Source organism: Desulfobaculum sp., from assembly GCF_054921475.1.
On record NZ_JBUDSW010000020.1, the window covers coordinates 1 to 23,196 of the forward strand.

At 62.9% G+C, this 23,196-nt stretch carries 18 protein-coding genes; 10 read left to right on the forward strand and 8 right to left on the reverse strand.

Annotated features, from left to right (window positions below; all coding sequences use genetic code 11):
- Window positions 1-181: 181 nt before the first annotated feature.
- Window positions 182-907, forward strand: coding sequence for a tetratricopeptide repeat protein (locus ACY69P_RS02315; protein WP_462326443.1), 726 nt, complete (start codon window positions 182-184; stop codon window positions 905-907).
- A gap of 69 nt (window positions 908-976) precedes the next feature.
- On the opposite strand, the gene ACY69P_RS02320 is transcribed toward ACY69P_RS02315, so the two are convergent.
- Window positions 977-2,800 carry a methyl-accepting chemotaxis protein gene (locus tag ACY69P_RS02320; protein ID WP_462326444.1) on the reverse strand — a complete coding sequence of 608 codons (1,824 nt, stop codon included), beginning with the start codon at window positions 2,798-2,800 and terminating at the stop codon, window positions 977-979.
- A 461-nt stretch (window positions 2,801-3,261) separates the two neighbouring features.
- On the opposite strand from ACY69P_RS02320, the gene ACY69P_RS02325 reads away from it, so the two are divergent.
- The 4 genes from ACY69P_RS02325 to ACY69P_RS02340 all read left to right on the forward strand — a co-directional run bounded on the left by ACY69P_RS02325 (window position 3,262) and on the right by ACY69P_RS02340 (window position 7,522).
- Complete coding sequence (locus ACY69P_RS02325) at window positions 3,262-4,488, forward strand: EAL and HDOD domain-containing protein (protein ID WP_462326445.1); 1,227 nt, start codon at window positions 3,262-3,264, stop codon at window positions 4,486-4,488.
- 151 nt (window positions 4,489-4,639) lie between these two features.
- On the forward strand, window positions 4,640-5,830 hold the full coding sequence (locus tag ACY69P_RS02330; RefSeq protein ID WP_462326446.1) for a Re/Si-specific NAD(P)(+) transhydrogenase subunit alpha: 1,191 nt from the start codon (window positions 4,640-4,642) through the stop codon (window positions 5,828-5,830).
- Window positions 5,831-5,841: 11 nt separating this feature from the next.
- The gene (locus ACY69P_RS02335) at window positions 5,842-6,123 is read left to right on the forward strand and encodes an NAD(P) transhydrogenase subunit alpha part 2 (protein WP_404843249.1); all 282 of its coding nucleotides are present in this window, start codon (window positions 5,842-5,844) and stop codon (window positions 6,121-6,123) included.
- A gap of 4 nt (window positions 6,124-6,127) precedes the next feature.
- Complete coding sequence (locus tag ACY69P_RS02340; RefSeq protein ID WP_462326447.1) at window positions 6,128-7,522, forward strand: NAD(P)(+) transhydrogenase (Re/Si-specific) subunit beta; 1,395 nt, start codon at window positions 6,128-6,130, stop codon at window positions 7,520-7,522.
- A gap of 86 nt (window positions 7,523-7,608) precedes the next feature.
- On the opposite strand, the gene ACY69P_RS02345 is transcribed toward ACY69P_RS02340, so the two are convergent.
- From ACY69P_RS02345 to ACY69P_RS02360, 4 genes are all read right to left on the reverse strand, one after another.
- Complete coding sequence (locus ACY69P_RS02345; RefSeq protein WP_462326448.1) at window positions 7,609-9,423, reverse strand: DegV family protein; 1,815 nt, start codon at window positions 9,421-9,423, stop codon at window positions 7,609-7,611.
- A gap of 127 nt (window positions 9,424-9,550) precedes the next feature.
- Entirely contained in the window at window positions 9,551-10,957 is a 1,407-nt protein-coding gene (locus ACY69P_RS02350) for a class II fumarate hydratase (protein WP_462326449.1), read from the reverse strand.
- Window positions 10,954-12,213 carry a DNA polymerase IV gene (locus ACY69P_RS02355; RefSeq protein WP_462326450.1) on the reverse strand — a complete coding sequence of 420 codons (1,260 nt, stop codon included), beginning with the start codon at window positions 12,211-12,213 and terminating at the stop codon, window positions 10,954-10,956. The genes ACY69P_RS02350 and ACY69P_RS02355 overlap by 4 nt, the downstream gene beginning before the upstream one ends.
- 109 nt (window positions 12,214-12,322) lie before the next feature.
- The gene (locus ACY69P_RS02360; protein WP_459901298.1) at window positions 12,323-12,859 is read right to left on the reverse strand and encodes an OmpH/Skp family outer membrane protein; all 537 of its coding nucleotides are present in this window, start codon (window positions 12,857-12,859) and stop codon (window positions 12,323-12,325) included.
- Between the two features lie 195 nt (window positions 12,860-13,054).
- On the opposite strand from ACY69P_RS02360, the gene lhgO reads away from it, so the two are divergent.
- Window positions 13,055-14,251 (forward strand): L-2-hydroxyglutarate oxidase, encoded by a 1,197-nt coding sequence (gene lhgO, locus ACY69P_RS02365; RefSeq protein ID WP_462326451.1) that lies wholly within the window; start codon window positions 13,055-13,057, stop codon window positions 14,249-14,251.
- Window positions 14,252-14,319: 68 nt separating this feature from the next.
- Here the strand turns inward: lhgO and ACY69P_RS02370 are convergent, their stop codons facing one another.
- The 3 genes from ACY69P_RS02370 to glnD all read right to left on the reverse strand — a co-directional run bounded on the left by ACY69P_RS02370 (window position 14,320) and on the right by glnD (window position 19,328).
- The gene (locus tag ACY69P_RS02370; RefSeq protein WP_462326452.1) at window positions 14,320-15,894 is read right to left on the reverse strand and encodes a gamma-glutamyltransferase family protein; all 1,575 of its coding nucleotides are present in this window, start codon (window positions 15,892-15,894) and stop codon (window positions 14,320-14,322) included.
- Window positions 15,895-16,123: 229 nt separating this feature from the next.
- A complete protein-coding gene (locus ACY69P_RS02375) occupies window positions 16,124-16,495 on the reverse strand; it encodes a TraR/DksA family transcriptional regulator (protein WP_459901293.1) in 372 nt (123 codons plus the stop codon).
- Window positions 16,496-16,718: 223 nt separating this feature from the next.
- The gene (glnD, locus tag ACY69P_RS02380) at window positions 16,719-19,328 is read right to left on the reverse strand and encodes a [protein-PII] uridylyltransferase (protein WP_462326453.1); all 2,610 of its coding nucleotides are present in this window, start codon (window positions 19,326-19,328) and stop codon (window positions 16,719-16,721) included.
- A gap of 478 nt (window positions 19,329-19,806) precedes the next feature.
- Here glnD and gpt point away from each other — a divergent pair, with 478 nt between their 5' ends.
- The 4 genes from gpt to ACY69P_RS02400 all read left to right on the forward strand — a co-directional run.
- The gene (gpt, locus tag ACY69P_RS02385; RefSeq protein WP_459901290.1) at window positions 19,807-20,298 is read left to right on the forward strand and encodes a xanthine phosphoribosyltransferase; all 492 of its coding nucleotides are present in this window, start codon (window positions 19,807-19,809) and stop codon (window positions 20,296-20,298) included.
- Window positions 20,299-20,408: 110 nt separating this feature from the next.
- Complete coding sequence (locus ACY69P_RS02390; RefSeq protein WP_462326454.1) at window positions 20,409-21,476, forward strand: BMP family ABC transporter substrate-binding protein; 1,068 nt, start codon at window positions 20,409-20,411, stop codon at window positions 21,474-21,476.
- A 17-nt stretch (window positions 21,477-21,493) separates the two neighbouring features.
- The gene (locus tag ACY69P_RS02395) at window positions 21,494-22,564 is read left to right on the forward strand and encodes an ABC transporter permease (RefSeq protein WP_462326455.1); all 1,071 of its coding nucleotides are present in this window, start codon (window positions 21,494-21,496) and stop codon (window positions 22,562-22,564) included.
- The coding region (locus ACY69P_RS02400; RefSeq protein ID WP_462326456.1) for an ABC transporter permease at window positions 22,564-23,196 on the forward strand (633 nt) is incomplete at its 3' end. The genes ACY69P_RS02395 and ACY69P_RS02400, both read left to right, overlap by 1 nt.

Genomic DNA, 23,196 nt, shown 5'->3' on the forward strand with positions numbered 1-23,196 from the left:
GGGTGACTGTTAATCACTAGGTTGGCGGTTCAAGTCCGTCCCGGGGAGCCAGAGAATTCAGCCCTCACCATAATGGTGAGGGCTTTTTTCATGCCTTCTCGCTTTTGCCCCGCCGCCTCGCCATCACCGCGCCATCCGTGGTACAGTGGACGTTCACTGGAACCTGCGGAGGTACCGCGCAATGTATCCACGAACCCTCGGCATCTACTCCAAGGCCGCCGCCGGCAAAACCGGCATGGGCACGACCCTGTCCGACAAGGCGTCCAGTACCTACTGGTACGCCCGCCGCCTGAGCGATGACACCTACGAAGTACAGCCCCTCAATGAAAATAACGTCCCCTCGGGCATGCGGCATGAAGTCTCCAAGGGCGACTTTATGCGCGACTTCACGCCGGAGCCGGGCTTCTATGAGCAGCGCACCCTGCCCCAGCTGAAATCGCTGCAAAAAAAGCTGGAACTTGGCGCGCAGTATCTGGACAAGCGCCTCTTCGGCCCCGCCGAACGCGAATTCCTCAAGGCCACGATGATTGATGAGGAAAACGTGGAGGCCAACCTTGGCCTTGGCACCGTGTACAGCGAAAGCGGCGATGCCCAAAAGCTCAAGCAGGTGCTGGACATCCTGCTCAGCAAGGACGAGACCTTTAACGAAGAGCAGCGCCACATGTTCAACACCTTTGGCATCAGCCTGCGCAAGCAGGGCCTGCACGAAGAGGCCATCGCCTACTATGCCAAGGCCCTCGATTATAACGACGGCGACGAGAACCTGCACTTCAACATTGCCCGCGCCTACTACGCCCGCGGCGAGCCAGAGGACGCCGAACTCACCGAAAAGCACCTGCGCCGCGCCCTCAGCCTGCGGCCAGACTTTACCGAAGCCCAAAAGTTCCTCAAACTCTTCAAAAACTAGCCCCAAAAACACGCGGGCCTTCTCCTGCCGGAGAAGGCCCGCTTTCGTCTACTGCTTCAAGGGGAACGGCTAGTCGTCGCTACGCTGTCCTTCTTCCTTCAGCTGCGCCACAAGGGTATTCAAGGTCTCGGCCTGCTCGGCAAGCTCGCGCAGGGCCTCAACGGTTTCACCCACGCGCTGAGCCGTCTCGCCAGTGATGACGTTGACCTCTTCGATGGACTGGTTAATTTCCTCACTCGCCGCGGACTGCTCTTCCGCCGCGGCGGCGATGCCCTGAATCTGCTCGGCGGAGGATTCCGTCTCCTGCACGATTTCGGTCAGCACCGTGCCGGACTGGTTGGAGTACTCCACGGCCTTTTCAAGGTCGGTCAGCGCCCGCTCCATGGAGCTGACGTTCTCCTCGGCCACCCGCTGGATGGCGTCGATGGAGTCGCCCACTTCCTTGGTGGCGCCCATGGTCTTTTCAGCCAGCTTGCGCACCTCGTCAGCAACAACGGCGAAGCCGCGGCCTGCCTCGCCAGCGCGCGCCGCCTCAATGGCCGCATTGAGCGCCAGCAGGTTCGTCTGGTCCGCAATGTCCGTGATCACGCTCATGATGTTGCCAATGGCCTGCGCCTGCTCGTCCAGCTGGGCCATATTTTCCTTGAGCTGCTCGGCCTGCTTGTAGGTGGTGTTCATGGCCTCCACGGAATGGTTGACCACCTTTGCGCCGTGCTGGGCCTTTTCGCGCGCCTCTGCGCCGCGCTCCGCGGCGGAACCGGCGTTCTGCGCCACTTCCAGCACGGTGGCGTTCATTTCTTCCATGGCTGTGGCCGTGGTTTGGATGCGCTCCTTCTGCACATCCGCGCCCTGACGGATATCCTCGGACTGTGCGGAGATTTCCTCGGACGCGGCGGAGATGCGCGTCACCACCTGCTCCAGACTCATGGCCGCCTGCAACAGCCCCTCGGCCTTGGCCCGGGTGGCCTCCTTGCGGGCCTCTTCGGCCTCGCCCATGGCGACCTCTGCGGCGTGGGCCTTGTCTTCAGCTTCCTGCGTCTTGCGGGTAATTTCCTCAATATTCTGGCGCAGGGTTGCGGCCATGGAATTGAGGGCCTCACTCAGTTGGGCCGCCTCGTCGCGGCCGCGCTCGTCCAGATGCACGTCGTACTCGCCATTGGCGATGCCAGCCGCGGCGTCGGTCGCGGCCTTGATGGGCAAAACAATTGTCCGGATGATGAGGAACAGCGCAGGAAGAATACCCACACCGAGGCCGATGACAATGATGATGACGATAAAGCGCGTGTTCTTGGACACCACGTCATCAATGTTTGCAGAAATGCGCTCTTTTTCGCGCTGAATGTTGTCGATGTACACACCGGTACCTATCCAGTAGGGGGTACCGGGGACAGGTGTGGCGTAACTGATTTTCGGCTGTTCGCCAGCGCCGGGTTTATCAAAGACGTACTGCACGTAGCCGCCGCCCTTGTCTGCCTCCTTAGCCATTTCCTTCAGGTAATACTTGCCGGTGGGGTCGCGCGAGTCGCCGCGCTCCGTGCCCTCAAAGTCAGGACGGGTGGGATGCACGACGTTTGTCGTGCCTTGGTACACGAAAAAGTAACCTGATTCATCATCTTCGAAGCGGATGTTTTTGAGCGCCTTGCGCATGAATGCGGCGGCTTCGTCAGGAGACTTGCCCTGGAGCGTATCGCCAAAGGACCGGGCCAAAGAATTTGCGGCCACGGAGATTTTGGTCTTCTGCCCCCGGAACATGATGTTTTGGACTGCCTGCGTGCTAATTTGCTGCACCTTCGAGGAATTATACATAAAGGCCAGTATAATTCCGACAATGAACAGCACCATCACACACATGACGATGGTTATTCGCACCCCTATAGACACTTTGCGCAGCATGCCGCTTCCCCCTGTAAGTGGTTTGTTCCCTAGTATTACATATACCGCGTCGACCCTTCTGCCACAACGTTTTTCCTGTTTTTCACCACCCCCCAAGTCACAGATGGCATACGTCTTTGTTGCGCCATGTATTATTGATAGCGCAATATAGAACAGACGCAGATTCTTCCCTGCGGCATATCACCACCCGCCAAGCCCCTCCCCGCGTGCCATCCGGCGAATCCCGCCACCGGAGCGCGCCAGTTGCCACACACGCGCGTCACACAGCGTAAGGTGCCGTTTGGCGAGGAGTTCTCACAGCTTATGACAACCACTACACATATTTTGTTACAATCAGGTTACAACCGTCACATTCCGTTGCAATTGAACAACTTTCACCCCTTTTGGTGAATTCCTTGCCCCGGAATATGCATATGCTGTATGTTGAAAACGATAGTCAAAACGCACTCTGTGGAGGATGCATGTCCAAGCCCACGCCCACATCCAATGAGGTGATGACGACCTACTTCACGCGTCAGCCCATCTTTTCCAGCGATTATTCGGTGTGGGGCTACGAGTTGCTCTTTAGCACCTCGCAGGGGCATGAACTTGACGCATTGGTGGACATGGGCCCCTCCGACCCGGACACACGCTCCACCATCACCAGCCTGTGCGAAGCCGGAAAAATGATCTGCGTGGACTTCCGCCAAAACGCCCTGTCCGCCCTGCCCCCGGACAAAACCATCATCATTGTTCCCGACCAAAAACACAGCAACGACATGGAAATGGTCTTCACCCTGCTGCGGCGCCGCGGCTACAAAGTGGCGGTGGAGATTGACTTCTACACCTCCATGCAGGACAGCTCCGCGCCGCTGGCGGACTATGTGCTGGTCAACTCCGAGCTGCTCTCGCTGGAGCAAGTAGAGGAAATAGCCGGAGAAAGCGACACCATCGGCGCGAACGTCATCGCCCGCCACATTCAGGACCGCTTTCAGCTTGCCGAAACGCGCGAAGCCGGGTGCTCGCTTTTTCAAGGGCCCTTCTTCGCCATCCCCGAAAATCTCGACCGCCGCGAGATGACCTCGCACGAAGCCTCGCGCTTTCGCCTGCTGCAAATCATTGAGCACCCCTCCGGCGACTTTGACGAATTGGCCCACACCATCCAAAACGATGCCGCTCTCAGCTACCGCCTGCTCACCTACCTCAATTCCGCAGCATTCAGCTTTCCCGACAAAATCAACACCATCAAGCAGGCCGTGGTGCTCCTTGGCTGGAAACAACTGCGCCGCTGGCTGCGCATTATCGTCTTTACGGACCTCAACCCCGACGTACGCACCGAGGAACTGCTCATCACGGCCCTCAAGCGCGCCAAGTTCTTTGAAACCCTCGCGCGTGAACGGCCGACGGGCACGGATCCTGACAGCCTGTTCCTGCTCGGCCTGTTCTCCATGCTGGAATCCATCCTCGAAATGCCCATGCAGGACATCATCGGGCGGCTTCCCCTTGAGCAGGACCTCAAGGACGCCCTGCTGGGCCGCGACACGCCAAATACCATTTGGCTCACCCTTGCCTCGGCCTATGAGCTTGCCTCGTGGGACACCATTGACGCCACCCTGTCCGAACTGGGCATCGCCCCCGATGCGGCGGCAACAGCGTACACCGCTGCGCTGGAGTGGGCCGACGCCTTCACCCGCAACGCCGCCGGATAATCCCCTCATATCGCGCACCTTTTGCGCGGCCTTCCCCTGTGCGCCTTGCTCCTCCCAAACAAACCGCATGCAACATGTGGTTATTTTTCATGAAATGTTTTACAGATGCACTGCATCCAGGAGTCTTTAGTCCATAAGGAGCGTGCAGCACATGAACGTTGCTATTCCAAGGGAAACCTATCCGGGCGAGGCGCGTGTGGCCGTCCCTCCGGCGGGGCTTGCCCCGCTTATGAAGGCCGGCCTCGGCGTGCTTGTGGAAGCGGGAGCCGGTGACGCCGCCGGATTCTCCGACACAGAATACGAAGCCAAAGGCGCGCGCATCGTCGCGGACAAGGCCGCCCTCATGGCCGAGGCCGACGTTATCCTTTGCGTTCGCACCCCCGGTGCCAACCCAGAACGCGGGGCCGAGGACATTCCCCTGCTGCGGCAGGGGCAGTGCATTATCGGCTTGAGCGAACCGTTCACCTCTGCCGATGAAACCAGCCGCATTGCCGAAACCGGGGCCACGCTCCTGTCCATGGAGCTTATCCCGCGCATCACCCGCGCCCAGAGCATGGACGCCCTGTCGTCCATGGCCACGCTGTCCGGCTACAAGGCCGTGCTCATGGCGGCGGATACGCTCCCTAAAATGTTCCCCATGATGATGACGGCGGCGGGCACCATTGCCCCGGCGCGCGTCTTTGTGGTGGGTGTTGGTGTGGCCGGGCTCATGGCCATAGCGCAGGCCAAGCGCCTTGGCGCGGTGGTAGAGGCCTACGACGTCCGCCCCGCCGTAAAGGAGCAGGTGCAAAGCCTTGGGGCCAAATTCGTTGAAATGGAGCTGGACGCCGACGACGCCGAGGATTCCGGCGGCTACGCCAAGGCCCTTGGCGACGATTTTTACCGCAAACAGCGCGAGCTTATGGCGCGCGTTGTGGCGGCCAACGACGTGGTCATCACCACGGCGGCCATCCCCGGCAAAACTGCGCCCATGCTCGTCACGCGCGAGATGGTGGAGTCCATGCAGGCCGGGTCCGTGATTATTGACCTTGCCGCGCAAACCGGCGGCAACTGCGAGCTGACGCAGGCCGACACCACAGTGCGCCACCACGGGGTCACCATTCTTGGGCCGACCAACCTTCCGGCCACGCTGGCCCGCGACGCCAGCCAAATGTACGGCAAAAACATCACCACCCTCCTGCTTGCCATGACCAAGCACGGGCAGGTGCAGGTGGACCTTGATGACGAGGTCATCGCCGGAACCACTGTGACGCACGGCGGGCGCATCATCCACCCAACCGTACTGGAGCGCCTGTTCCCCGATGAGGACGCCAGCGCCATCAGCAAAACCGCAGCCAGCTAAGGAGGCCGCATATGGATACCTTCGTTATCGGGCTTAGCATCTTTGTGCTGGCGGTCTTCGTCGGCTTTGAGGTTATCACCAAGGTTCCGCCAACGCTGCACACGCCGCTGATGTCCGGCACCAATGCCATCTCCGGCATTACCATTGTGGGCGCGCTGCTTGCCTCCGGCAGTCAGCACTCCACACTGGCGACGGCGCTTGGTTTTGCGGCGCTGGTCTTTGCCACGGTCAATGTGGTGGGCGGGTTCCTCGTCACGCACAGAATGCTCGCAATGTTCCAGAAGAAGAGGTAACCGCATGACGCTCTCCATCATCAACCTCATCTACCTGCTGGCCTCGGTTCTGTTCATCCTTGGCATCAAGGGCCTCACCCACCCCCGCACCGCCGTGCGCGGCAATATCATGTCCGCGCTGGCCATGCTGCTGGCGGTGGTGGTCACGCTCTTTGATGCGCAAATCCTCAGCTTTGAGTACATCCTTGCGGGTATTGTGGTGGGCGCGGCCATTGGCGTGCTGCTGGCCGTCCGCATCGAAATGACCGCCATGCCGCAGCTGGTGGCCGTGTTCAACGGCCTTGGCGGCGGCGCGTCGGTGCTGGTGGCCGGTGCGGCGCTGGTACAGGCCACAGGCGCCGGCGCATCGCCCAGCCTGCAAATGTCCATCGCCACGGCCCTGTCGGGCATTATTGGCGGCGTCACCTTCTGGGGCAGCCTTGTGGCCTTTTCCAAGCTCCAGCGCCTGCTGCTGGAAAACGCCTGCTCCTTCCCGGGCCAGCGCGTGGTCAACGTGCTCCTGCTTGCCACGGCCATCGGCCTTGGCGCGGTGGTGGCTGTTTCGCCGGAGAACCACATGGCCTACTGGGCCATGGTGGGCGCGGCCTCAATCCTTGGCGTATTGCTCACCGTCGCCATCGGCGGCGCGGACATGCCCGTGGTCATCGCGCTCCTGAACTCGTACTCCGGCCTTGCGGCATCGGCCACGGGCTTTGTTCTGCAAAACAATATGCTCATTATATCCGGCTCCCTTGTCGGCGCATCGGGCATTATCCTGACCAAAATCATGTGCAAGGCCATGAACCGCTCGCTGGCCAACGTGCTGTTCGGCGGCGCCCTTGGCCCGGTGGACCAGCAGGGCGGCGAGCAGGACGACATCTACGCGGGCAACGTCAAGGCCACCTCCGGCGACGAAATCGCCATGATTCTGGACAGCGCCCAGCGCGTTGCCATCGTCCCCGGCTACGGCATGGCCGTGGCGCAGGCCCAGCACGCCGTGCGCGACCTGATGAACCTGCTCGAAGCGCGCGGCACGGATGTGGAGTTTGCCATCCACCCCGTGGCCGGACGCATGCCCGGCCACATGAACGTACTGCTGGCCGAGGCCGAAGTCCCCTACGACAAACTCCGCGAGATGGACGCCATCAACCCGGAGATGAGCCAAATTGACGTCGCCATCGTCCTTGGCGCCAACGACGTGGTGAACCCGCTGGCCAAAACCGACCCGGCCAGCCCCATCGCGGGCATGCCCATTATCAACGTGGACGAATGCCGCACCGTGGTGGTCATCAAGCGCAGCCTGTCTCCGGGCTTTGCCAAGATTCCCAACCCCCTCTTTGCGGCGGATAACGCGCTGATGTACTTTGAGGACGGCAAAAAGGCCGCGCAAAACATCTGCGAGGCCCTTAAGGAAGCCTAAGCCCCGCCCGCCAGAGAACGCAAAAAAAGCGCCACGGTCCGCAAGGACCGGGGCGCTTTGTCGTCTGTATTAGTTGGCGCTGGCGTCTAGTCGCCGAGGATGGCGACGGCGGCAGCGCCAAGGCCGGAGTAACAGCCCAGCACAGGAGAGGCCTCCATGGAGAACAGCGGCTCAACGCCGAAGGTGCTCCACAGCATCTCGCCATAGCTTTTGGCGGTTTCCGGCGCGGCAACGTGGGCCACGGCAAAGCGCAGGTTATGCTTGCCGTTGGCGACCTTTTGCACTTCCTGCATCAGCTTGCGGCGGGCGTGGCGTTCGCCAAGGCCCTTGCCGATGACTTCGGCCTTGCCCGTCTCCGGGGAGAAGGTCAACACGGGCTTGATGTTCAGGGTCTTGGCAACCGCGCCCTGACTCTTGGACACACGGCCACCGCGCACGGCAAAGTCGAGAGTATCCAGCGTAACGAAGATGCGCACGCGCTTGGCGGCGTCGCGCGCAACGTCGGCCACCTGTTCGGCGGACAGGCCACGCTTGGCGGCAAGGGCGGCCTCACGCACCACAAGGCCAAGGCCTACGGTGAGGTTGTTGCCGTCCACCACCTGAATGCGCTCGCTGTCCAGATTGGACGCGATGGCGCGCGAGCCCTGATAGGTGCCGCTGCTGCCTGCGGTCACATGCACGGCCACCACGTTCTGGTACTGGTCGAGCATGGAATCATAAATACTGCGGAACTCCGCAGGCGCAGGCTGGGAGGTTTTGGCGGAGGTGGAAACCTTGAGGCGGTCGTTGAACTCCTCGGGGCTGATGTCCACCTTGTCCAGGTATTCCTGCCCGTCCAGCTTCAGCGTCAGCGGCGCGATGCCAATGCCGTATTTGTTCAGGAACTCCTGCGGCAGGTCGCAGCAGGAGTCGGTGACGATGCCCACTTCCATCTTGGCCTTGGCCACGAGGTCGCGGTGCTGCTGGAGCATGTCGTCCACTTTTTCGCGGGAAATCTCGCCGTAGGTTGCGGCAATTTTGAACACGGCGTCCGGCTCATTGGTGTGCACGTGCACGCGCACCGTCTCCGAGGTGCCAGCCACAATAAGGCTGTCGCCAAGGGATGCCAGCTCGCCGCGCAGGGCGTTGCGGTCGATGTCCGTTCCGCTGATGAGGCACTCCGTGCAGTAGCGGAAGGTCAGGTCCTCCACGGCCACACGTTCCTGCACCTGCCCACTGCTGGAGCCGCCCTTGGACAGAATCTGCCGCTCGATGCTGGTGTCCAGCCGCCCGCGCTCCACAAACTCCACAATGCCGTCCAGCAGGTACACAAACCCCTGCGCTCCGGCGTCCACAACGCCTGCCGCCTTGAGGGAGGCAAGGCGCTCGGTGGTCCCGGTCAGGGACTTGCGGGCGTTCGTCAGGGAGTCGTTCAGCAGTTCGGGAAAATCGCCATACTTTTCGCAATTGTCCCGCAGGTGGTTGGCCCAGTCCGTGATGACGGTCAAAATCGTGCCGTCCTTGGGCGAGGACATGGACTCCTTGGCGCGCTCTGCGGCCTTGACCGCGGCGTCGGCAAACTCACGCGGGGTGATGCGGCACAGGTCCTTGACGCCTTCGGAGAAGCCGCAAAAGAACTGCGCAAGGATGACGCCGGAATTGCCACGCGCGCCCAGCAGGGCGGACTCGGCAATAATCTTGCTCATCTTGTCGATGGATTGGTCGAGAGAGTGGGACACCCCGTCGATGATAGACCGCATGGTCCCGGCCATATTGGAGCCGGTATCCCCGTCGGGCACGGGGAAGACATTGATCTCGTCGAGGTGACGATGCTTGTCGATAAGATTCTTGGCGGCGGCGCAAAGTATCCGCTTAAAGCGGATGCCGTCTATGTACTGTATTCTCTGTGGCGTATGAGCCATGAGTTCTCCTCTGTGCACTGCAATTTCACACCGGAGGGAACGCACACCCCTCCGCACAGGCCTCATAGCGCTTTTCTGCGATTGAAGCAATGCGAATACTGCGCACGCAACAAAACTCGTTGTGTCTCTACTCCATCCTGCCAGTCATGTGTTGGGGCTGCACAAGTGTATCAAACTCTTCCTCTGTTATCACCCCCAAAGCAATACAGGCTTCCCGAAGCGTTACATCATGCTCCCACGCATGGTGCGCCACACGGGCCGCAGCGTCATATCCAATACTCGGTGCAAGGGCCGTTGCCAGCATAAGCGAGCGCTCCACAAAGGCGGCGATGCGGTCGCGGCGCGGGGTCAGCCCCGTCACCGTGCCGCGGCAAAAGGCTTCGGCCACATCAGCCAGCGTCTGCATACTGCGCAGGACGTTATCCGCAATCAACGGCTTAAACACGTTCAGCTCAAAATTGCCCTGCGTTCCGGCAAAGGCCACGGCGCCGTCCTGTCCCATCACCTGCGCGCAGGCCATGGTCAGGGCCTCGCACTGCGTGGGGTTCACCTTGCCGGGCATGATGCTGGACCCCGGCTCATTGGCAGGGAGCAGCAATTCGCCAATGCCGCAGGACGGCCCACTGCCCAGCCAGCGGATGTCGTTGGCAACCTTGTACAGCGCGCCCGCCGCACCCCGCAGTGCCCCGGAGCACGCCACCATGGCGTCATGGGCAGCCATGCCCGCAAAGCGGCTCCGCGCAGGGACAAACGGATGCTCCTGCGACCGGGCAAGGCGCTCAATGACCCGCCGGGCAAATTCCGGATGCGCACTCAGCCCCGTGCCTACGGCGGTTCCACCCAGCGGCAGTTCCAACAAGTCCGGCAAGCACCCCTCAAGGCGCGCCGCCGCAGCGCGCACCTGCGCCGCGTAGCCAGAAAACTCCTGCCCAAGGGTCATGGGCACAGCGTCCATCAGGTGCGTGCGGCCAATCTTGACCACATCATCCCACTCGGCGGCCTTGGCGGCGAGTGTGCGCGACAGTTCCTCCAGCACGGGTACAACGCGTTCACTCAACAGCCCCACCGCCGCCACGTGCATGGCGGCAGGGAACACATCGTTGGTGGATTGGCACCGGTTCACATGATCGTTGGGGTGCACAGGGTCCTTGCGCCCCATCTCCGCCCCGGCAAGTTGCGCCGCGCGGTTGGCCAGCACCTCGTTGACGTTCATATTCGTCTGGGTGCCGCTGCCGCTTTGCCAGACGCCAAGGGGAAACTGCGCGTCAAGCTCGCCCCGCTCGCCCTCTTCGGCGGCGGTGGCAATCCACCCCGCAACGTCGCGAGGGATGAGGCCAAGGTCCGCGTTCACCTGCGCCGCCGCGCCCTTGATGGCGCACAGCGCATGCAGCAACGCGCGGGGCAGCGGCTCGCCGCCGGGAAAATTCTGGATGGCCCGCTGGGTCTGCGCGCCCCACAGCGCATCGGCCGGGACGGCCACCTCGCCAAGGGTGTCGGATTCCATGCGGACAGCGCCGCGTGCGGCTCTACTCATAGTATCTCCTTGTCGGCATTGTCTGGCGATGCATTGGCGGGAGCATCTGAAGCATCCACGGGGGTATCCGCTGCGGCGTCGTGCTTCAGGGCCAGCACGTCCCCGCGCAGCACAGCCCCGCCGCCAAAGCGCTGGCGTATGGCGTCCAGCGCGCGGTCAAGGCGCGGCGCACGGTCCGACGCGGCCTCGGCGGATTCTATCTCAAAAAGGCTCAGTTGGCGCTGTGGCTGGCGGAAGTTGGACACGCCGACGCCAATAAGACGCACCTTGCGCGGCAAACGCTCCGCCGCGAGGAGTTCACACGCCGTCTCGTAGATGAGGGACGTGGAGTCCATACAGTCGTCCAGCGTCCGGCTACGGGTGCGGTTGGTGAAGTTGTCGAACTTGATCTTAAGGGTGATGGTTCGCCCACGCAGGCCGTGCTTTCGCAGGTCCGCGCCCACGCGTTCGGCCTGCACCAGCAGCCACTGCCGCAGCACCGCAAGGTCCGAGGTATCATCGTCCAGCGTATTCTCCGCGCTGGAGGACTTGGGCTCGTGCTCGGGGACCACGGGGCTGTCGTCCTCGCCAAGGGCGCGGGCGTAGAGCTTGCGCCCCATGCTCCCAAGGCGCTGCTCCCAAAACGTGGCCGGGCGCTTGAGGATGTCCCCTGCCACACTGACGCCGTAGCGCCGCAGCGTCTCCTGCGACTTGGGACCAATGCCGGGAATTTTGCGCACCGGAAGCGTTTCCAAAAAGGCGGCCACGTCATCCTCGTGCAGGATGAACACGCCGTTCGGCTTCTCCATATCCGAGGCGATTTTCGCCAGAAATTTGTTGGGGGCCACGCCAACGGAGCAGGTCAGCCCCGTGGCGGCGTGCACCTCGGCCTTAAGGTAAGCGGCAAGGGCGGCAGGCTCGCCAAACAGGCGCTCCGTGCCTGTGGCGTCTATGTAGGCTTCATCCACGGACACCTGCTCCACAAGGGGCGACACGGTACGCAGGATGTCCATCACCACGGCGGAGACCTCCTTGTAGCGGTGCATGCGCACGGGCTGATAAGCCCCATGCGGGCACAGGCGGCGCGCGGTGGCGATGGGCATGGCGGAGTGCACGCCATAGGTGCGGGCTTCGTATGATGCGGCAGACACCACGCCACGGTGCGAGCCGCCCACGATAACGGGCTTGCCCTTCAGGCTGGGGTGGTCAGCCTGTTCCACACTGGCGAAGAAGGCGTCCATGTCCACATGCAGAATGATGCGGCGAGGTTGGTCCATCCCCTTCATTTCGCACCCGCGCCCGCAGGTGTCAATGCCGCGAAAAGCCCACAAGAAAGCCCGCACGGCGAACCGTGCGGGCTTACAGGGCGAGTTGGGCCAGTTCTGGCTACTCGGCGGATTCGGCGTTGTCGCCAGCCGTCTCTTCGGCCGTAGCGGCAGGCTCAGCGGTTTCGCTGACGATGCCGAGGTCGATGTTGCGGGCGTTCATGGCCTCCACAACGGCTTTGGTGATATCGGCATTGTCGCCGTAGGACAGGGCCTGCTGCTTGTTCAGAACAACGCTAATGCCGTTTTCGGCGCGGTATTCATCCAGCACGGCGCTGAATTCCTCATTGAGCTTTTCGACGATGCGGCGCTGTTCGCCACTCATGTGTTCCTGCATCTGCATGAACTCTTCCTGAGCTTTCTTCAGCGCGCCGTCATCGGCGGAATCGTCTGCGGGCTTCTGGATTTCGGCCAGACGCCCCTGCAACTGCTGCCCCATGCCGCGGAGGTAGTCCCCACCGGCGACACAGGCTTCGCAGGACTGAAAGACTTCAGCGGGGTCGACGATGGCAATCTTGTCTGCGGACTGCTGCTGACAGCCGGCAAGTCCGGTAAGAGCCAACATCAGCGCGGCGGCGAACATCAGTTTCAGTTTCATTAGGTACTCCAGCGTTGAAAGTGAATGCAAAGTTTTCTTGCGTTCTCAAAGTTCCAATTCATACCTTTCCCCGCCAGCCATGGCAAGGGGAGTGGAAAGAAAATCCCACTTACGCCTCCTCTTGTACAGACACGCCAAACCCCGTACAACGTCATAAAGACTCCGCCCCCTCGCCTTCAACAAGGACGTGGCCCAATGATACATGCCCATACTGTCATCTGCGGCGCGGGAATACTCGGTCTGACACTGGCGCGCGAACTGCTCCGGCGCGGCGATACGGACATTTTGATTCTGGAGAAGGAACGCGCCCCCGGCGCGCATGCCTCGGGCCGCAACAGTGGCGTCCTGCATGCGGGCATCTATTACGCCCCCGGCTCCGCCCGCGCGGCCACATGTAGACGCGGCGGCGCGCTCATGCGCGAGTATTGCCTTGAAAACGGCCTCCCCCTCAAGGAAAACGGCAAGGTCATCGTTGCCGCCAGCCCGGAGCAGTTGCCCGCGCTGGACAGCCTGCATAAGCGCGCTACAGCCAACGGCGCCAAGGTCCGCCTTATTGACGAAGCCGAGCTCGCCAGTATTGAGCCGCACACCCGCACCGTGGACCGCGCCATCCACTCCCCCACCACCGCTGTGGTGGACCCCAAGGCCATCCTCAACCGCCTAACGGACGAGCTAACCACTTCCGGCAAAGTCCGCATTCTGTACGGCGTCCGCGTCACCGGGGCGGGGCAGCCGGGCACCGTCGCCACCACGGACGGCCCTGTGGGCTTTGGCCGCCTCATCAACACCCTTGGCGCGCACGCGGACACCCTCGCCCACGCCTTCGGCGTCGGCAAGCAGTACCAGCTTATCCCCTTCAAGGGCGCATACAAGCGCCTTGCCCCGGATGCGGACGTGCAGGTACGCGGCAGCATTTACCCTGTGCCCGACCCGCGCAATCCCTTCCTTGGCGTGCACTTTACCCGCGGGGTCTCTGGCGCGGTGTACGTTGGCCCCACAGCGGCCCCGGCCTTTGGCCGCGAAAACTACTCCGGCATAACGGGCACCGGCCCCGAAACCCTGCGCATCCTCTACCGCGACGCCATCCTCTTCTGCACCAACGACGCCTTCCGCACCGTGGCGGTGGAGGAGACAAAGAAGTACGCCTTCTCCCACTTCTTCCGCGAGGCGCGCCGCCTTGTGCGGGGGCTGCGGCCACGGGACATCCAGCCCAGCCCCAAGGTGGGCATCCGCCCCCAACTGGTGCACATCCCCACCGGGGAGTTGGTCACGGACTTTCTGGTGGAGACTGCGGGCAACACCACCCACATTCTCAACGCCATCTCCCCGGCGTTTACCAGTTCCATGGCCTTTGCCCAGACCGTGGCGGACACCGCCATCCCCGACGTGTAGCCCCGCCAGAAAAAACGGGAACGCCGCGCGGCGTCCCCGTCCTCAAATGCAATGCCAACGTGCCCGGCCTAATAGCCGAAGGCGCAGCCGTCAGCGCGGCTGTCACTGCCTGCGGTGAGCCAGCCCGTGGCCGCATCGCGCAGGATAATCTGCCCGCGCCCGAACAGCCCCCGGTCGTAGCCGGACACCATCTTCACCGGATGCCCAAGGTCGGCCAACCCGGCCAGCACCTCGGGCGCTGTGATGTCCTCCACAGCCAGCGCCGCGCCGGCCGTCCCGTCCTCAAGGCAGAACCGTGCGCGGTCCAGCGCGGCCTGCGGGTCCACGCCATCATCAAGTAGCGCGCTCACCACCTGCACATGCCCCTGCGGCTGCATAAACCCGCCCATCACGCCAAACGGCCCGTACAGCGAGCCGTCCTTGTTCAGCAGCATACCGGGGATAATGGTGTGGTAGGTGCGCTTGCCCGGCGCAAGGGCATTGGGATGCTGCGGGTCCAGAGAGAAATTATGCCCCCTGTTCTGCATCACAAAGCCCGTGTCGCGCGGGACAATGCCCGTTCCAAAGGTCATGTAGCAGCTGTTGACCATGGAGCAGGCGTTGCCGCGTTCGTCCACCACGCAGAAATAGACCGTGTCCGACGAGGCTGGCGGCGTGCCGTAAGTGATGTCCGCCGCGCAGGTATGGTTGACCAGCTTGGCGCGCTCGCGGGCGTACTCCGGGCGAAGCAGGCCGCGCACAGGCACCTCCGCCGCGTCCGGGTCCGCCACATACCGGCGTGAATCCGCAAAGGCGAGGCGCAGGGCCTCCACCATGGCGTGAGTGCGGCGCGTGGAACCGGACGCGCCCAGCGTATACGGCGACAACTCGGCCAAAATATTCAGCGCCATCAGCGCCGTGATGCCCTGCCCATTGGGGGCGCACTCCACCACCTGCTTGCCGCGGTAGGTCGTACTGATGGGCCGCGTCCAGTCGCCATGGTGCGCCGCGAGGTCGGCGGCATCCAGCACGCCGCCGCGCTCCTGGACGGCCGCGACGATATCCTGCGCTATCTCGCCGGTATAGAACGCCTCGCGCGCGGACTGCACGTCCCCTGCGTTCATAAGGATATCCAGCACCCGCGCCATGCCCGGATTGGTCATATGTTCGCCAAAGCGCGGGGCTTTGCCGCCACGCAGGAGGGCGTCGCCCCCAGCGTCGCGCAGCGCGTCGGCCCCTTCGTCCCAGAGGTTCGCCGTCACCGGTCCAATGGGGAAGCCGTCCGCCGCCAACTCCCGCGCCGGGGCGAGGGTTTCGCCAAGGGGGAGGACGCCGTGGCGCTCCACAAGGCGGCACCACGCATCGCACGCACCGGGCACGGTAACGCTCAGCGGATGGCGCGGGGGAAGCTCGCCGCCGGTGCGGTCTGCAAGGCAGGCAAAATCAAGGGCGCGCGGCGAACGGCCCGACCCGTTCAGGGCCGTAACCTCACCGCGCGAGGCGTCGAAGTAGAGAGCGAAGGCGTCGCCGCCAAGGCCCGTGGAACACGGCTCCACCACCGCGAGCACGGCGGCCATGGCCACAGCGGCGTCAGCGGCAGTCCCGCCCGCGCGCAAGGTGGCAAGACCGGCCTCAACGGCGACGGGCTGGCTGGCCGCAGCCATGGCATGACGCGCAGATACAGGCGAACGCCGGGGACCGCCAAATCCCGGAAGAGCAGAAGCACAAGATGCGGACATGGTTGACTCCATGAATGTTGATTGCGTGATGTCCGCAGGATGCCCTGTTCCCCCGCGCCCTGCAAGGGGCCGCGCAAAAACACAGCGCCCCGGCCCGAAGCGGGCAAGGGCGCTATTCTCTACTGAGGAGGAGAAAAAGATGAAAACGCGCAGGCTAGGCCGGTGCGGCCACAAAAGCGGCGCTGGGCATCCGGCGGGCCGTGCGGGCCTCGGTGGCGCTTTGGCAGTGCACGCACAGGGTGGCGGCGGGATAGGCCTTCATGCGCGCAAGGCCGATGGGCTCGCCGCATTCCTCGCACAGGCCAAATTCCGGATCGCTCATGCGGTGCAGGGCGGCGCGGATCTCACGAAGGCGCGCATCGCGGATGCGGCCAAGGGAGAGGTTGGTGTGAACATGGGACAGAAGGGACGCATACTCGTTGTCATCAGGGCAGCTTGCGGTCCGAACGTCAACGTTCTCCCGTTCGAGGTCGCGAAGCAGTTGCTGCAGAAAAACACGGATAGTGAATCGGTCCTTGGCAGTCATACGGTACCTCCATGAGATTTTGGGGCACCCTATCCACCATGTCTGACAGCCATATTGTGGGCCGGTGACGATCGCGCGACGTCGCCACAGTCCACTCTGCCCGCCACACCCCACAGACCGCTACGCAAAGCACGGCGCAAAAAAAGACGCCCGCCATCGTGAAACGATGCATCGGGCGTCCGGGGTCAAAACACGTCGCAGATTGCGGCAGCAGACCAGCCTGTTATGCTCCCTCGCGCTGGTCCAGTCGCTCGTGCAGGGCGCGCTCCACCTCGCGCAGGCGCTGGGGCGAGGTCACCTTCTTGCCGCCATCGCGCACGTAGAAGGCGTCCGAGGCCTTGTCGCCCTGCGTCAGCACCTTGGCAAACACCACATCAAGGCGGGCGTCGCGCAGGGTACAGGCGATGTCGTACAGCAGGCCAAGGCGGTCCGTGGTGACCACCTCGATAACGGTGTGGAAGTCCGACGCATCACTGCCGATGGACACCTGCGTCATATGCCGCGCCGGGCTTGCGGACTGCGCGGCCTGCCGCTTTTCGGCAAGGTGGGCCTCCAGCCCAAGGCGTCCGGTCAGCGCCGCGCGCAGGGAAAAGTCCAGCCGCCGCCACAATTCGTCGGCCTCTGCCGCGGGCAGTCCATTGACCATAAACACGTCAACGGTCATGCCGTTGCGCCACTGGTAGGACTCCGCCGACAGAATATTCAGTTCCAGCAGCGACAACACACCCGTCACACAGGCAAACAGCCCCGGCGACGACATGGCCGCAACGGACACTTCCCACGCCTCGCCGTCGGGCAGGTAGCGGGACTCGCGGATAAAGATGCCGTCCCCGCCCTTGCCGCCGGGCTTGATGCACTTGTCCTCGTCCACACTGCCCCGCAGGCGACGGAGCATATCCACATGATGCAAAATATCCGGCACATCCACAGCCATGGCGTAACGCGCGGGCATGGCGTCCAGCACGGCGTCCACGGTGGCGTCGCCGCTGTCCTCCTCCAGACCGGCGCGCACGGCGTCGCGGATGCGCAGCACCCGGCGCACAGCCTGCGCCCCGTCCGGGCCGCCCTGCTCCATCATGCGCCGCACACGGTCCGCAAGGTTGCCCACAAGGCGCGAGGTCCAGCGCGTCCACGCCCCCGGCCCCGTGGCCACGGAGTCCGCCCACGTAAACAGGTGCAGCATGTCCAGCCGCTCCGGCGTCCCCACCACAGCGGCGCATCCCGCCACTTCGGACTCATCGCCAATGTCGCGGCGGGTGGCCGTATGCCGCAGAATAAGATGGTCGCGGACAAGGGCGCTCACCTGCCGGATGCGGTCGGCATCCATGCCCCAGCGGGTCAGCACCTGCTCCGCCACTGCCGCGCCGCGCGCCGCGTGCCCGGAGCCCTGCCCCTTGCCAATGTCATGGAACACAGCGGCCAGCATAAGCACGATGTCCCCGGCAAAACGCCGCCCCAGCACCACAAACGGCTCCGGCGCGGAGGACACGGAGCGCTCCAGCGCGGCCAGCATACGCACCGTGTGCTGGCCCACAGGATGGATGTGGTACGCGTCGAACTGCACATAGTCCTGCGACGTGGAAAATTCAGGGATGAAGGCGGCCAAAAAGCCCGTCTCCAGCATCTGCTCCACCACCTGCGCCGCGCGGCCCGAGGTCAAGATGTCCTCAAACGCGCCCACGGCCTCGGGCGAGGCCTGCAGGTCGCTGCGCACCTGCGCAAGGTGGGCGGCCACAAGGTTGCGCGCCTGCCACGACAGAGGGAGCGCGCGCTCGGCGGACAGGCGAAAGGCCTGCACAACATCCTCGGCATCAAGGCGGGCGTCGGTGGCGTCGAAGTGCAGTTCCCCGCCAATGGCGACAAAGCCGGGGGCAATGCGTACCACCCGCCGCTTGCGCCCCATCTCGTCAGGCAGCGAGGCCGTAAAGGATGCCCGCAGGGACTTGAGCGCCGCCATCTCGCGGTGCAGACGGCCCAAAAAGCGCTCCACCGCGGTGGCGCTGTCCGTGGGCAACACGCCCAGTTCCTCGGCCACCTGCGGCTGCAATTCACGCGTCAGGCGGTCCTGCCGGGCGCCGCAGCGGGCGTGCAGTGCGTTGCGGACATCGTGCAAAAAGCTCGCGTGGCGGAGCAGAACGTCCACCTCCGCCTGTGCAAGGCGGCCATCGGCGCGAAGCGCCTCCACACCGTCCGCGCCGTAGAAGACCTTCCCCAGCCACAGCACCTGATGGTAATCGCGCAGGCCGCCAAGGCCCTCCTTGACGTCCGGTTCCAGCAGGGCCGACGCGTCGCCAAACTTCCGCAGGCGCGCGGCGTTATTCTTATTCAGGAAGGAGAGGAAAGCCTTTTTCTTCTTGGCGACGACCTTGCGGGAGAATTGCTCGGCAAAGGAGTCAAACACCGCGCGCGAGCCGCCAATGTAGCGGGCATCCAGCAGCGCGGTGAAGGTTTGAAAGTCCTTGCGCGACTCGCTGAGGATTTCCTTGATGCTGCGGAAGGCGTGGTCCAGCTCGTACCCCATGTCCCACAGCGGATAGAACAGCGGCTGGGCAAGGTCGAAGGCCTCGGGCGGCGCGGTCTTTTCATACAAGAGCACCACGCCGACGTTGGAACGCAGGCACACGTCGCCGCGGCCATACCCGCCAACCGCCGCCAGCGCAAAGGGCGCGCCATCGTCGGCGGCCTCCGCGCCGGAGAGGAGTTCCTCAAGGCGCATGGCAAAGTAGGCATCCAGAATGCGCGTGTGCTCCTGCGGCCGTGGCTGTAGGGTGCCAAAGCCTTCACGCTCGCGCTGTAAAATTCCCGCGGCTCGTGACTCGTTCTTCCCGGACATGTGTCTCCTGCATCTCGGTGGTGTCGTCCTGCGGCCCGCACCCCGGTCGCCATGGCGACCCAGCCGGACCGGCCCACACGGCGCAGCGTGCGAACCTGCGACCTTGTACGAAACATTTTCCATAAGGACAATACACACGTATAGCCGTCAGCTCACGCAGAAATCTACATTAATGTGAAAAACACAAAAAGCTTGATTTCTCATGCCACCTCACTTACAGACCCTTTTTCTCATTCGTTACCGTGACGCTCCACAAGCACCATAAAAGGCAACGCGGGACGCCTGAGGTCTGTGACGCACCACTATGCACAGTGCAGCGCACATGGTTTCACGCCCCGCTCCGCATGGCGTAACAGCGCGCAAAGCAGTACATGGGCCACATTCGCCCCCGCGCCAAAGCATTCATGAAAAGGTTGCGTTCCACGGAAAAATTTATAAAAGTGCGGTTTTTTACAAATCGCGATTCAGGAAGGATCCGATGAAGAAAAGTGACAGGTATAAAAAGATGTACCCGGTCTCCTGGGAGCAGCTGCACCGCGACGGTAAAGCGCTGGCCTGGAGGCTGATCGAGAACGGCCCGTTCAAGGGCATTATCGCAGTCACTCGCGGCGGCCTTGTTCCGGCTGCCATTATTGCCAGAGAGCTCGACATCCATCACATCGACACCGTGTGCATTTCGTCCTACGACTGGAAGCAGCAAGGCAAAGCCAATATCCTCAAGGGCGTAGACGGCGACGGCGACGGTTGGCTCATCGTTGACGACCTCGTCGACACCGGCGGCACCGCGCAGGTTATCCGCGAAATGCTGCCCAAGGCCCACTTTGCCACGGTGTACGCCAAGCCCAAGGGCCGCCCCTGCGTGGACACCTTCATCACCGAAGTCAGCCAGGACACCTGGGTCCTGTTCCCGTGGGACGCTTCCACACAGTTTACCGAACCGCTCATCAACATCGTCAACAGCGACGACTAGAGCGTTTTTTCATTCCAGCCGAAGACCCGAGAATACGCGTGTGACGCCTTGCCTGAATCGCCGGGCCGGGCTACGTTTTCAATCATAGCGAACTCTGCGGAGGAGGAAGGATGCGCAAGTTCTGGTATCTCGTATTGCTGGCCGCCATGGTTGCCGTACCGGCCATGAGCGCCACGGCCCACGCCAAAGACATGAAGGTGGGCTTTGTCTACGTCTCTCCCATTGGTGACGCGGGCTATTCCTACGCTCACGACCTTGGCCGTCAGGCCGTGGAAGAACTGCCGGGCGTGACCACGTCCTACGTTGAGTCCGTTGCTGAAGGCCCGGACGCCGAACGCGTTGTGCTCAACATGGCGCGCAAGGGCTACGACCTCATCTTCGCCACCAGCTTCGGCTACATGGATTCCGTACTTAAGGTTGCCAAGCGCTTCCCCAACGTGGAGTTCATGCACTGCTCCGGCTACAAGACCAACAAGAACATGAGCGCCTACTTCGGCCGCATGTACCAGGCCCGCTACCTTGCTGGCATGGTCGCCGGTTCCATGACCAAGTCCAACACCCTTGGCTACGTTGGCGCCTTCCCCATCCCTGAAGTCATCCGCGGCATCAACGCCTTCGCCCTTGGCGCACAGGCCGTGAACCCGGACGCCGAAGTCCGCGTGGTCTGGTCCAAGACCTGGTACGACCCCGCAACCGAAAAGGAAGCCGCCAAGAGCCTGCTGGACGTTGGCTGTGACGTCATCGCCCAGCATCAGGACTCCCCGGCTCCGCAGGAGGCCGCACAGGAACGTGGTGTGTACTCCATCGGCTACAACACGGACATGTCCCAGTTTGCCCCGAACGCTCACCTGACCGCCGCCGTGTGGAACTGGACCAACTTCTACACCGAAGTTGTGGACAAGGTCCGCAAGGGCGAGTGGAAGAGCGGCAGCTACTGGATGGGCATGGACAAAGGCACCATCGGTCTTGCCCCCTACGGCAAGATGGTTCCCCAGTCCGTGCGCGACAAAGTGGACGCCCGCGAAAAGGACATCCACGACGGTGCGTTTAAGGTCTTTACCGGTCCCATCACTGACCAGAAAGGTGCAGAGCGCATCCCGGCCGGCAAGGTTGCCACCGACGATGAGCTCCTCGGCATGACCTGGTTCGTGAAGGGTGTCATCGGCACCACCGAATAGCCAAAAAGAATACGGAAATGTTCGGACTACATGTCGTAAAAAGACAGGAGCCTCCCCGGTGGGGCTCCTTTTTCATTTACCCGGCAGCCATTGTGATCTCCCTTGGGATCAGTTGCCTGCTGTTGGCCGCACAGGGCAAGCCGCCGATCACGGGCATGATTATGCTGTGGCAGGGGGCCTTTGGTGCGGGCTACGCCATTGAGGACACCATCCTCAAGACCGTGCCCATCTTCCTGTGCTCCCTTGGCGTTGCCATCACCTTCCGCATGCAGGTGTGGAACATCGGCGCCGAGGGCCAATTTGCCCTTGGTGCGGTGGGCGCGGCGTGGGCCGCCCTCACCTTTCCGGGACTGCCCGGATGGCAGCTTATGCCGCTGATGTTCCTGTCCTCCGCCGTTGCCGGCGCGGTGTGGGGCATCATCCCCGCCCTGCTCAAGCTGCGCCTGCAGGTCAACGAGATCATCACCACCTTGATGCTCAACTACATCGGCATCCTGATTTTGCAGTATCTCGTGTACGGCCCGTGGAAGGCCGCCGCCAGCTTTGGCTTCCCCATGACGGACGAGTTCCCCAGCGCGGCCATCGTTGCCGCCATGCCGGGGACCAGACTGCACTGGGGCGTCATTATCTGCATTATTGCGGGCATTCTGATGACCATATTCCTCACCCGGTCGCGCCTTGGCTTTGAGCTGAAGGCCAGCGGCGAGAGCCTTGGCACCGCGCGCTATGCCCGCATGCCCTACGGCTTTTTGGTGGTGATGGTGATGGGCGTGTGCGGCGCTCTGGCGGGCTGGGCTGGCCTGCTGGAGACCTCCGCCGTTGTGGGCCGCCTGCAACCCTCCATCATGGTGGGCTACGGCTACACCGCCATTGTTGTGGCGTGGCTGGCCCGGCTGAAGCCGTGGGCCATTGGCCTTGCCTCCATCTTTCTGGCCGCCCTGCGCGTTGGCACCGAGAACCTGATGCTGGAGCTTCAGGTCCCCGCCGCCTTCGGGCACATCATGGAAGGCCTTATTCTGGTTACGGTCATCGCGGGGCAGTTCTTCTTGGCCTACGCCATCACTGTCCGCTCCCGGGAGGTGTCCTGATGGGTCCTGAAATGATCATCCCCCTGCTGGCTGCGGCTGTGCAGTCCGGTACGCCGGTGCTCTTTGCCACCCTTGGCGAAATGTTCACCGAGCGCTCCGGCGTCCTGAACCTTGGCGTTGAGGGCATGATGATGGTGGGCGCGCTGGCCGCATTCCTGACCGCCAAGTTCACCGGCTCGCCGTGGCTGGGCCTTATGGCCGGCGGCGCGGCGGCTGCGGCGCTGGGCGGCATCCACGCACTGGTCTGCCTTGAGTTCCTTGGCAACCAGACGGTGTCGGGCCTTGCGCTGACCATCCTTGGCACCGGCCTTGCCAACTACCTCGGCACGCCCTTTATCGGCCAGAATGCACCGGGCTTCTACGCCTTTGACGTGCCCGTGCTGTCGACCATCCCCATGCTGGGCGATATTTTCTTTAAACAGGATGCCATGGTCTACCTGTCCTACTGTGCGCCGCTGCTGTTCTGGTTCTTCTGGCACAGAACGCGCACGGGCATGGCGCTGACCGCCACGGGCGAGTACCCCAAGGCCGCAGCGGCCGCGGGACTCAATCCGGTGGGTCTGCGCTGGGTCGGCGTGCTCGTGGGCGGCTTTTTGGTGGGCCTTGGCGGCGCGTATCTGTCGCTGGCCTAC

What these genes read in the sequence shown, in the direction of transcription:
- ACY69P_RS02315 (WP_462326443.1), top strand. Translation starts at nt 182, where the DNA reads ATGTATCCACGAACCCTCGGCATCTACTCCAAGGCCGCCGCCGGCAAA.
- ACY69P_RS02335 (WP_404843249.1), top strand. Translation starts at nt 5,842, where the DNA reads ATGGATACCTTCGTTATCGGGCTTAGCATCTTTGTGCTGGCGGTCTTC.
- ACY69P_RS02395 (WP_462326455.1), top strand. Translation starts at nt 21,494, where the DNA reads ATGTTCGGACTACATGTCGTAAAAAGACAGGAGCCTCCCCGGTGGGGC.
- ACY69P_RS02355 (WP_462326450.1), bottom strand. Translation starts at nt 12,213, where the DNA reads ATGGACCAACCTCGCCGCATCATTCTGCATGTGGACATGGACGCCTTC.
- ACY69P_RS02375 (WP_459901293.1), bottom strand. Translation starts at nt 16,495, where the DNA reads ATGACTGCCAAGGACCGATTCACTATCCGTGTTTTTCTGCAGCAACTG.
- glnD (WP_462326453.1), bottom strand. Translation starts at nt 19,328, where the DNA reads ATGTCCGGGAAGAACGAGTCACGAGCCGCGGGAATTTTACAGCGCGAG.
- ACY69P_RS02340 (WP_462326447.1), top strand. Translation starts at nt 6,128, where the DNA reads ATGACGCTCTCCATCATCAACCTCATCTACCTGCTGGCCTCGGTTCTG.
- gpt (WP_459901290.1), top strand. Translation starts at nt 19,807, where the DNA reads ATGAAGAAAAGTGACAGGTATAAAAAGATGTACCCGGTCTCCTGGGAG.
- ACY69P_RS02360 (WP_459901298.1), bottom strand. Translation starts at nt 12,859, where the DNA reads ATGAAACTGAAACTGATGTTCGCCGCCGCGCTGATGTTGGCTCTTACC.
- ACY69P_RS02370 (WP_462326452.1), bottom strand. Translation starts at nt 15,894, where the DNA reads ATGGCTGCGGCCAGCCAGCCCGTCGCCGTTGAGGCCGGTCTTGCCACC.
- ACY69P_RS02325 (WP_462326445.1), top strand. Translation starts at nt 3,262, where the DNA reads ATGTCCAAGCCCACGCCCACATCCAATGAGGTGATGACGACCTACTTC.
- ACY69P_RS02345 (WP_462326448.1), bottom strand. Translation starts at nt 9,423, where the DNA reads ATGGCTCATACGCCACAGAGAATACAGTACATAGACGGCATCCGCTTT.
- ACY69P_RS02350 (WP_462326449.1), bottom strand. Translation starts at nt 10,957, where the DNA reads ATGAGTAGAGCCGCACGCGGCGCTGTCCGCATGGAATCCGACACCCTT.
- ACY69P_RS02390 (WP_462326454.1), top strand. Translation starts at nt 20,409, where the DNA reads ATGCGCAAGTTCTGGTATCTCGTATTGCTGGCCGCCATGGTTGCCGTA.
- lhgO (WP_462326451.1), top strand. Translation starts at nt 13,055, where the DNA reads ATGATACATGCCCATACTGTCATCTGCGGCGCGGGAATACTCGGTCTG.
- ACY69P_RS02330 (WP_462326446.1), top strand. Translation starts at nt 4,640, where the DNA reads ATGAACGTTGCTATTCCAAGGGAAACCTATCCGGGCGAGGCGCGTGTG.
- ACY69P_RS02320 (WP_462326444.1), bottom strand. Translation starts at nt 2,800, where the DNA reads ATGCTGCGCAAAGTGTCTATAGGGGTGCGAATAACCATCGTCATGTGT.